Genomic DNA, 8,809 nt, shown 5'->3' on the forward strand with positions numbered 1-8,809 from the left:
CGCGCTTTTTGCGTCGGCGCGGCGCGCCTAATGGAAGCAAGCTGTGCGGATTGGCGCGCCTTTTTGCGCCAATCCGCGCAGCATCCCCATGGGGGTAGAGCTGGCGAGTCATCGCAAACCAGGTAGATTTGGCGAGCCAGTACGAACCTGAATAGTTACCATTTTCGACAGGAAGAGAGGGATATACACTGTAGCAATTTGCAAAAGAAAACAACTATCTACAAATTGCGAGCAGCTTCCAACCATCCGCCATGCACTTAAATCCGCACCACCTGCAAAGTCTGACGCAAGGCATGCACAATATGGTTCATCTCCTCCACCCGTTCGATCATGGGATGGCTGAGCTGCTGCATCCGTTGCACATCACTCTCCACCTGTTGCATCGCCTGAATAATCTCTTCCCGACCTGGCAAATCTGTCGGCAACTGTTGCAACTGCTGCTCTATCGCTTGCAAATCACTCTGCATGCTCTGGGCAGCATCTTCCAGAGTCATGGCCGCATTGCCAAACTCCTCTGCCGACCAATCGAGGGTCTTGGTATGGACAGAAATGGTGTTGACCACATCAGCCAACGCCAGCTTCATTCGAGTAAATGCCCGCGAAATCATGCTGAACTCCACAAAGCGCGTCACCAGTGAGGGTGTCGGCGCCAAATCCAACTGCATGATCCGCTCTACCTCCTTGCCTAAATGGGTCAGCGGATTGGTTATCAACCGGGCAATCAACACCCCGGCAATAATCATGACCCCAATACTGGCACAAGCAATCCATAAACTGCGCCGCATCTCCTGCTTGATCGCACCCAGAAAATCATCTTCCGGAATAATCACCCCAACCGTCCAATTCAACCCCAACTCGGTGGCAAAAGGCTTATAAAAACCATAATATTGCTTATCCTCTGCCGTGAAGGTAATCAACTGCTCCTTGGTCAAGACAAAAGGCTGCTGTCCTGTGCTGGACAATGCCTTGCGTACCGTCGCAAACGAGGCCACTATCGCCGAATCACTGATTTTTTGAATCTGATTCAAAGCAACCGTATCGTCAGAGCTGGAACTCTTTTCCAAAACCTCAGCATAGTTGGGCAAACCCACCGTCTCCCCTTTGCCGTTGAGAATAAAAGCCCGGCCACTCTTCATGATCTCCAGATCACGCAAAAATAACGATACAGCCTGCAAACTGATGTCGATACCACACACCCCGGCCAACTGCCCATCCTGGCGGACCACCGGTGCCGAAACTGTAATACCCGCCTGACGGCTGACTACCCCTTGATACTTCTCTTCCCAAGCATACACATCTGTCCAAAACAGCTTGTTTTGACTCTTGGCACCCACATACCACGGACGACTGCGTGGATCATATACCTTGATTGGATCCTGCTCACTGCGCTGCAATTGACCCTGTTTATCCTGCTCATACCACCAGGTCTCCAAATAGGGGGCCAAACCTTCGGCAATAGCCTGTCGCTCCGCCTCAGTCGCTTTGGGATGGCGTCCCCATTTTTCCAACGCCTGCCGACTGCCAGGTGAATCCTCTTTGCGCTGAATCAAACGCACATGAATGGTGCCATCATGCTCCCGCTTGTTTAACCAATGGTTGCCCTGCTGATCCCCATAATAGACCAAACCAAAATAGGGAAACATCTGCAACTGTTCGCGACTGGTCCGGTTGAAAAATTGTAAAAACTGCTGCTCCTCCTGCTCCGAAACCGTGGCAGAACGCTGCCAGGAGGTGGCATTCATCCGTACCGCCTGCGCCGCCGATTGCAAATAGGCACTGGTCCGCTCCACCACCCGCTGACTGACCCGCGTCATCACCTCTCCCGCCAACGCCTCGATCGAAGAGGTTGCCGAACGCTGGGTAATAAAAATGATTAAAAAGGAGACCGACGCAATCAATACACAAAAAATGATCGGTAAAAAATTGCGCAGCTTGACCCGGTAACGTGTGGCCGCAGCACTCGGATTGACCGCCGGTGCCGTAGACTCGACAGAGTAAGACATGACCTCTTCACACCCCTTTCGCAACTCTTGCTGAATTATTGCAATGTCTCTTTGCGCCGTTGAATATTGCAGCGCTGCACATAGGCAACTGCCGCACTGATCTGCTGTGAACTTTGGTGGCTGGCCACCAAAAACTGCGCCCGGAAAACCAACTCTCCTTCGCTGACAAAGGCACCCAAAATCACCGCATCCACCTCCACATTGCCCTCTGGATAGGTGATGGCCATCTGTACCCGCGCATGATCGGCAATGCGTGGCGTCGCTCCTGTCGGATAAAATGAGGCACCTGTCGCGCTGATGTCGCGAAACTTGGCCTCAAACACAATGCCGGAAGGACGGACTATTGTGACCACTATATTGGTGTTGCGCTCCACCGGAACCCGCACTGCCAAGCGCTGTTGCGGCTTCTGCAACACACTCTTGGGAAAACTCATGCGCAGCTTTTTGGCAGGAGTAATCTGCTGCAAACTGGTCTCACACTCCAGACGATGATATTTGGAGGCAAACTCCAAACGAATCTCGCCGGCACTGCGAATCTTCAAATTGCCAATCGGCGGATCCACTGTCGCCAATAACAGATATTGCCCCTCCTCCAGATAGGTTTTGCTCTGCACCACCAAACCATTGCCATCATCCAACAACTCCCATTCAAAATGGGTGTAGTAGGAAAATGAGGAGTTGCCCAACAAAACCCGTACTGGCAATTTATCTTCCAAAGCTGCCAACAACGCCGGTGCTATCGCCGAAAAGGTATCTAAAACCGTCTCTTTATCAACCGGAGCAATCGTTGCCGCCGGTTCGGACGCCTTTTTCTTGAATAGTCCAAAAAATCCCCCTCCCGAACTTTCTGCTGATCCCGCCATATCGCTTCAATCCCTGCCCCTGCACCATTCCTCCGGGTCTGATGGCCGATCCACCCCCCCTGAGCGCGTGTCCCATTGACTCTGCCTAGCCGCTCCGATCTATTACCGCTATACTACTCTGCCTCTTCCACCACTTCTACCGTAAAACCAGCATCCTGAATCATCTGTTGGACCTCGCTTGTACTTTGTCCACCCACATTCAAATAACCGGCGCTGAACAGACCATTGGCAGGATACAACGCCAAGGCTGCCAACGAACGCAAATGCAGCTCCCGCCCACCCGCAGCACGAATCTCAGCATCGGGGTTCAAAAATCGAAACAGACATAAGATGCGCAAACAACGCTCTGGCGTCAAACCGTGTGCCACATCGCCCAACGGACTACCGGGAATGTGCATATAAAAATTGACCGGAATGGAACGCGCCTGCAAAGAGCGCAAGGTACTGGCAACTGTCACAATATCCTGATCCGACTCCCCCATGCCCACAATCAAGCCACTGCACACCTCCAATCCTTGCGCACGTGCCGCCTGCAAGGTGGCCAGACGATCCTGATAGGTATGGGTACGACAAATGGCCCCATAATGTCCCTCTGCCGTATTCAGATTATGGTTGTAACGATCCAGTCCCGCCTCTTTCAAGAGCGCTGCCATGGCCTGGTCAATAAAGCCTGCCGAGAGGCAGACCTCAATCGGCCACCGGGATTTGATGCGCCGCACCAGATCCGCCATATGCTCCACCCGTTGGGTATTGGGGCCGCGTCCAGACAAGACCATGCAGTATCGATACATCCCTGCTTGCCATGCCCGCTCCGCCTCCGCCAAAATCTCCTCATCCCCTTTTACCCGATAGCGCTGAATCGCCGCACTGCTCTCCACCGACTGTGCACAATAATGACAATCCTCTGGACAGTAGCCATTCTGCACGTTGTTCAATACCTGAACCCGTACCCGTCGGCCAAAATAGTGCTCGCGTACCCGAAATGCCGCCTGCAACAACAACAGTAATTGCAAACTCTCATCCTGTAAAATGCGCAAACCATCCTCTTCCTTGAGCATTTCACCAGCCAATGCGCGGGTAGTCCACTCCCCATACAATGAATCGTCAAAATCACCCATCGTTATTCATAACTTCTCTGCCAGGATACACGGTCTCTCCAGTTTCTCAACCAGCCATTCCGCCACTATTATCTACCAATCTCATCTACTTATACACCAGTTGCACGATTCGCAAACAGATTTTTTCGCAAAAAAAGAGCCAATCACTCTGATAGAAACCCCTGAACAGCGGGAAAAAATCAGATCACACGCACACTGCATTGAAAATAATGTCGGATTGCTTTACTCTGAACCGGAAACTCTCTGTTGGATCTCTATGATTTTTTAATAGTTTTACCAGGATATGCCATGTGGATCGAACTTGGGCACTTTGCTGCCATCCTCGCCTTTCTGCTGACCCTTACCCAAACCAGCACCACCCTGTTCGGAATCTATCGCGCCCAACCGGTGTGGATCCGGGTCGCCAAGCAGGCCAACATGGCTACCCTATTGCTGCTGACCCTCTCTGGCGCCACCCTGATCAACGCCTTCCTGCAACACGACTTCTCCGTCCGCTACGTCGCCTCGCACTCCTCTCTGGAGCTGCCCATTTTCTATCTGGCTACCGCGCTTTGGGGCGGTCATGAAGGCTCGCTGCTGCTCTGGGCCTGGTTGCTCTCTCTGTTCAATACCATTGCCATCTGGCGCCATTGGTCAACCCATAGCCGCTCCATACCCTGGGTCATGGCCATCCTTGGTGCCCTGCTCGCCGGCTTCCTGATCCTGATCCTCTTCCTTTCCAGCCCCTTTGAGCGCCTCATCCCTGCTCCCGGCAATGGTCGCGACCTCAACCCCATGTTGCAAGATCCCGGTATGGTCTTCCATCCCCCCTTCCTCTACATGGGCTATGTCGGCTTCTCCATCCCCTATGCCTTCGCCATGGCCGCCTTGATCACCGGTCAGGCCAGCGATGAGTGGATTCTTGCTACCCGCCGCTGGAGCCTCTTTGCCTGGCTCACCCTCACCATCGGCATCGTCTTCGGCGCCTATTGGGCCTACTATGTGCTCGGCTGGGGCGGCTATTGGGCCTGGGATCCGGTCGAAAATGCCTCCTTCATGCCCTGGCTCACCGCCACCGCCTTCCTGCACTCGGTCATGGTCCAGGAACGACGCGGCATGTTCAAAACCTGGAACCTCTTCCTGATTATCACCACCTTTGCCCTCTCCCTGCTGGGCACCTTCCTGGTCCGCTCCGGCGTCCTCTCCTCGGTGCACGCCTTTGCCAGCGATCCAGGTCGTGGCGTCTATATCCTGCTTTTTATGAGCATTCTCTTGCTTTTCTCCTTCGGCATGCTGGCCCTGCGCGCCGAACTGCTGCGCAACCCCATCCAGTTGGAAAGTCTGCTCTCCAAAGAGTCCGCCTTCCTCTTCAACAACCTGTTGCTGGTAGTCGCTGCCTTGACCGTCTTGTTGGGAACCCTCTATCCCCTGGCTGTGGAGACCCTCTCTTCAGCCAAGGTCTCGGTCGGCGCCCCCTACTACAATAAGGTCTTTATCCCCATCATGCTCGGCATCCTGCTGCTGATGGGGATCGCACCCATGATCCATTGGCGGCGCGCCATCCTCTCGCGCCTCAAACAAGATCTGCCCATCCCGATCCTGCTGGCCCTCCTGGCCCTGCTCCTGGCCCCTCTGTTCGCCATCACCCATCCCTATGGCATCGCTACCGCCACGCTCATGTTCTTTGTGCTCGGCAGCCATCTCTTGGATCTCTTCCGTGGTGTGCAAGCCCGGCGCGCCGCCGCTCAAAAAGAGACTCCTCCCCGCACTCTCCCCCCATGGAGCGCCCTGCAACAACTGCTCACTCGCAACAAACGGCGCTATGGCGGCTTGCTGGTCCATCTCGGTATCATCACCATGTGTGCCGGTTTTATCGGCTCGGGACTCTTCCAGCAAGAGCTCGATCTCACCCTCTCCCCCGGTGATTCTGTGCAACTCGGCAACTGGACCGTCACCCTCGACAGCATCGGACCAGCCGCCAAATATAACTGGACAGCCGTGGAAGCCACCTTCCGCGCCCAGCAAGGTCAAACCACGGTTGTGCTCAAAACACAAAAGCGCACCTATAGCAAACACTCTCAGCCCATCACTGAAGCGGCCATCCATACCACCTGGCGCGAGGATCTCTATATCGTCCTCGGTGATCTCGCAAAAGAAAATACCTGGAACTTCCGTATCTATCGCAACCCCTTGGTCGTCTGGCTCTGGTGGGGCACCGGACTCATGGTCCTCGGTGTCACTTTTGCCATGCTGCAAGGTCGGCGTCCCTCCTGATCACGAGTGCACCCATGAAACCTATCTGGCAAAGCATCCTGCTGCTCAGCGTTCTGGCCATCCTGGCCCTCTTCGCCCTTGGCCTGCATAATGATCCCCGGGAAATTCCTTCACCCCTGGTCAATCGCCCTGCTCCCGATTTTGCCACCAAGGCTCTGGATGGCCAACCCATCCGCCTCTCTGACCATCGCGGCAAATGGGTTTTGGTCAACTTTTGGGGCTCCTGGTGCGTCAGTTGCGTCGCCGAACATCCCTACCTGATGGAGTTGGCCCGCTCTACACGTGCACGCAGCGATTTTTTAATTATCGGTGTGGACTTCAAAGATACCGAACAGGGTGCGGCACATTTTCTGGCCCGCCATGGCAATCCAGGCTATCGCCATGCCTTTGATCCCAACCAAAAAATTGCCATCGACTGGGGAGTCTATGGGGCACCAGAATCCTATTTGGTTGACCCCAATGGGGTGATTCGCCTCAAACACACCGGTCCCCTCTATCCAGGATGGTTTGAAAAAATGGCCTTGCCTTTGCTGCAATCCACCCCCTCTGCGCAAAAAGAGGCAACCCCATGAAACAACAATCCTCTCTGCTCTTTGCGCTCCTCAGTCTGTTACTGGCGCTGCTTCTGGCCGCACCTCTGTACAGCTCAACCCGTAACGAAGAGGCCAGTGAAGCCATGGTGCGCAAAATTGCCCGCGACTTGCGCTGCGCTGTCTGCCAAAATCAATCGGTCTACGAATCCAACTCCGATCTGGCCAAAGATATGTTGCAGATCATCCGCGATAAAGTGCAGGCCGGTGAAGCAGAGCATGCGATTCGCGACTATTTTTTCCAACGCTACGGGGATTATATCTATCTGGAACCTACAACCGAGGGTAAAAATAAAATCCTCTGGTGGGCACCCTTTGTGGGCCTGCTCCTGGGTGCCATTGCCCTCTGGCGTGCCATCCTGCGCTGGCGTACCCCGCAAAAAGAGAGTAGCCTCGGCAATCCATCACTCCTCACTCCTGAAATGCAGCAACGGATCAACCAGGATCTTGACCGTACTCAGCTCTGATCACATCCTGCATGGCCACTCCCTCCCTGCCCTCCTCCCCTCCTGACCCACCCTCCCTGGCTGAAGCCTTTCCCTATTGGCTGAAGCTGGGCTTTATCAGCTTTGGCGGACCAGCAGGACAAATTGCCATGATGCACCAAGAGCTGGTGGAAAAAAGGCGGTGGATCTCCGAACAGCGCTTTTTGCACGCGCTCAACTATTGCATGCTCTTGCCGGGACCAGAGGCAATCCAATTGGCCATCTATATCTCCTGGTTGCTGCATGGCATTCCCGGAGCGCTCATGGCCGGCATACTCTTTTTTCTGCCCGCTTTCGTGCTCCTCTCTCTGCTGGCTGCTCTGTATCTCCACTTTGCCGATCTGCCGCTGCTGCTGGCTCTCTTTCAGGGTATCAAACCGGCTGTGGTCGCGGTCGTCCTCTTTGCCGCCTGGCGCATTGGCAGCAAAACAGTGCACAACGCTGTACTGTTGGCTATTGCCATTCTCGCCTTTATCGGTATCTTTCTTTTCAATATTGATTTTCCCTGGATCATCTTGACCGCCGCACTGCTGGGCATATGGGGGGGAAAGTTCGCCCCCCATCTGTTTCACAGCTCCGCCCCCCAACACAGCCATAACCAGAAACAGTATGGTCCGGCGCTGCTCGACGATGACAGCCCACCCCCAGCACACGCCCGCTTCTCCTGGAACAAGCTGCTGCTCATGCTTATTATTTTTATCATTATTTGGGCTGGCGCTCTTTGGCTGGTGCATGGACAGCAGACACTTTACAGCATGGGTCTATTTTTTAGCAAAGCGGCCTTCCTGACCATCGGTGGCGCCTATGCCGTTTTACCCTATGTCTATCAGGGAGCAGTCGAGGAGTTTCACTGGTTGAACGGAACACAAATGATCGATGGCCTGGCCCTTGGCGAAACCACACCGGGTCCGCTGATCATGATTGTCACCTGGGTCGGCTATCTGGGTGGGGTCGCGCATCAGGTTGCAGCCCAGCCACTGGCCGCCGGATTGGCTGGCGCTACAGTCGCCACCTTCTTTACCTTTCTCCCCTCCTTCCTGTTTATCCTGGCGGGAGGCCCCTTGGTCGAAAGCAGCCGCGACAACCGGCAATTTTCCGCACCACTGACCGCCATCAGCGCCGCTGTGGTTGGCGTCATCGTCAACCTGGCACTCTTTTTTGCCTGGCACACCTTTTGGCCGCAGGCAACCGCTGCTGAACCTTTTGCCGCTCCTCTGCAATGGTCGGCAGTGCTGATCGCCGCTGCCAGCTTTATTGCGCTGTGGAAATTAAAGCTGGAGATCATGCTGGTAATCGCCTGCTGTGCGATATTAGGAACGCTTCAAGTTTGGATTGGATGAACCGGATTAAGCAGTAACAAAACACAACTTCCAAAAAAAATCACACACGACTACAGGGCAATCGCATTTGAAAATCAGAAAACTATTATGGAGGTCCAGGAGGAGATTATCTCCTCCTGGTGGGTGCAGGGCAAAGCCCTGCTGAAAATGTGCGGCG

General features: G+C 54.3%; 7 protein-coding genes. 4 read left to right on the forward strand and 3 right to left on the reverse strand.

Annotation, left to right across the window (positions count from 1 at the left end):
- Positions 1 to 257: 257 nt before the first annotated feature.
- The 3 genes from EJP87_RS11155 to bioB all read right to left on the reverse strand — a co-directional run bounded on the left by EJP87_RS11155 (position 258) and on the right by bioB (position 3,984).
- Positions 258 to 2,003: a methyl-accepting chemotaxis protein gene (locus tag EJP87_RS11155; RefSeq protein ID WP_130471954.1), complete on the reverse strand. Its 1,746-nt coding sequence runs from the start codon at positions 2,001 to 2,003 to the stop codon at positions 258 to 260.
- A gap of 35 nt (positions 2,004 to 2,038) precedes the next feature.
- Positions 2,039 to 2,866 (reverse strand): PilZ domain-containing protein, encoded by an 828-nt coding sequence (locus EJP87_RS11160; RefSeq protein ID WP_130471955.1) that lies wholly within the window; start codon positions 2,864 to 2,866, stop codon positions 2,039 to 2,041.
- Positions 2,867 to 2,979: 113 nt separating this feature from the next.
- The gene (bioB, locus tag EJP87_RS11165) at positions 2,980 to 3,984 is read right to left on the reverse strand and encodes a biotin synthase BioB (RefSeq protein WP_130471956.1); all 1,005 of its coding nucleotides are present in this window, start codon (positions 3,982 to 3,984) and stop codon (positions 2,980 to 2,982) included.
- Positions 3,985 to 4,272: 288 nt separating this feature from the next.
- Between bioB and EJP87_RS11170 the strand changes: the two genes are divergently transcribed.
- The 4 genes from EJP87_RS11170 to chrA are packed head-to-tail and all read left to right on the forward strand — an operon-like array spanning position 4,273 to position 8,652.
- On the forward strand, positions 4,273 to 6,237 hold the full coding sequence (locus EJP87_RS11170) for a heme lyase CcmF/NrfE family subunit (protein WP_130471957.1): 1,965 nt from the start codon (positions 4,273 to 4,275) through the stop codon (positions 6,235 to 6,237).
- 14 nt (positions 6,238 to 6,251) lie between these two features.
- A complete protein-coding gene (locus EJP87_RS11175; protein WP_130471958.1) occupies positions 6,252 to 6,809 on the forward strand; it encodes a DsbE family thiol:disulfide interchange protein in 558 nt (185 codons plus the stop codon).
- A complete protein-coding gene (locus tag EJP87_RS11180) occupies positions 6,806 to 7,294 on the forward strand; it encodes a cytochrome c-type biogenesis protein (protein ID WP_130471959.1) in 489 nt (162 codons plus the stop codon). Before EJP87_RS11175 ends, EJP87_RS11180 begins: the two co-directional genes overlap by 4 nt.
- Positions 7,295 to 7,305: 11 nt before the next feature.
- A complete protein-coding gene (gene chrA, locus EJP87_RS11185; RefSeq protein ID WP_130471960.1) occupies positions 7,306 to 8,652 on the forward strand; it encodes a chromate efflux transporter in 1,347 nt (448 codons plus the stop codon).
- Positions 8,653 to 8,809: the final 157 nt, after the last annotated feature.

Source organism: Candidatus Magnetaquicoccus inordinatus, assembly GCF_004217665.1.
GTDB classification, from domain to species: domain Bacteria; phylum Pseudomonadota; class Magnetococcia; order Magnetococcales; family Magnetaquicoccaceae; genus Magnetaquicoccus; species Magnetaquicoccus inordinatus.